This is a genomic window from Gilliamella mensalis, from assembly GCF_900103085.1.
GTDB lineage: Bacteria > Pseudomonadota > Gammaproteobacteria > Enterobacterales > Orbaceae > Gilliamella > Gilliamella mensalis.
In genome coordinates, this window is record NZ_FMWR01000034.1 from 1 (window position 1) to 1,536 (window position 1,536).

General features: G+C 36.3%; 1 protein-coding gene. It reads left to right on the forward strand.

Going from position 1 to position 1,536, the window contains the following annotated elements:
* Nucleotides 1-70: 70 nt before the first annotated feature.
* On the forward strand, nucleotides 71-1,536 hold a 1,466-nt coding region (locus BQ5209_RS10480; protein ID WP_167370346.1), incomplete at its 3' end, for a toxin VasX.

Consider the following 1,536-nt stretch of genomic DNA (forward strand, 5'->3'; position numbering starts at 1 on the left):
ATATTAACCTTGAAAGCCCATCACTTTCTATTAACGAATAACAAATAAGACAAGCATTAAAGAGTGTAAGATGAAGAAAACAGCAAACATCGCGATAGAAAATAAAGATGAAGCAGCAGGTCGTTGCCCTGCCTGTGAACGAACAGGATTACCGGTCTTTTTACTGCGTCAAGCCGTGATAAAAACAAAGTTTATTAAAATTGAAGAGGTTAATCGCACTTATCAAGAACTGGCGGATTATACTAAAACGTTAAATTTTAAACATCGCATGCCAGAAGATACCTTAGAATATTATGACTATGTGCTTCGCACTTTGCGTAACGGTTATGTTTATGTGATGCAACAACAAGGTGATGATATTGAGAGCCGAATACTTAATGCGTATGAATGTATTGACGGGGCACTGCGTTTAAAAGACGCTCACGAACTGCCCCATACCCAGCCAAGACCATTATCAAAAGCATGTAAAAATGCCTGCCACACCATTCCTGCATCGTTTATTAATCTTGATGACAAGCGTTTTACGCAAGCATGGGTGGCTTATTCTTCGCAACCTTGGTCAAAAAAGACCTTCGACGATTATCTAAAAGAACAAGACAGCAACGCATTATCTCGTTTTACCAAAATTGATATACAAAACCTTAAAGACTCACCGTCTGATGCAACGGGCAAACGAGCTGTGCCGTTTAAAGATATTTTTGGTAGCAGTTATGAGAGTTATCAAAATGAAAACAGTAAAGTACTGGAGTTTCGTTTTGATAAGCATCTAGATAATTTTGAATCAGCACATCCGTTTACCAGTTTAAAAGACCAAAAATTAAAATATGTGCTGCATACTCATCAATTATATCAAGGAGGTAAACCAATATCTTGTGGCATCGTGCTAGAAGACACCTTAGGTATCGCCGAAGAGCTCAACTCGCAACGGGTATCAAAGCTACATATTTTTTGCAGTGATGTGCCAAAACAACAAGTTAAACCATTAGCATCTTTTGATGATGACGAAGCCAAAGTCTATCAACAGCGTGGTGAACAGATGTATAACCATGTTAATCCTACGTTAAAGCGTTGGTTTAAGTATTATCAAGCTGATATGTTTAAAAAGCGCACGATTTTACAGTTTATAGAAAATTATCGAACTTCAATTGAAGATGCTTACGACACCGAAATTGCACGGTTACAAGAACACTATGACTACCTAAAAGATATTGATGCTGCCTATGACTCAGGTGAAGAATTTTTACGAAAAGTTGAATATGAGATTAAAGAAGCAGAATCAGAAAAGGCAAAAAAAATTGAAAAAATAAACCAGCATATTAATCATGGTGAAGTTGAGAAATTTAAAGGTGAATTAGAAACCGAATTTGAAGAAATAACTCGATATTATCAAGAGTGGTCACAAGACTATTTTACTTATGTTCGTTGGTTATTTGGCGAGGCAAAATTTATCTCGCAATACAGCAAAATAAAACCGACTTCTTTTAATCAAAATCATTTTTGGCAGAAAGAGTTTGATTTTTCAAACGATACCAGCGC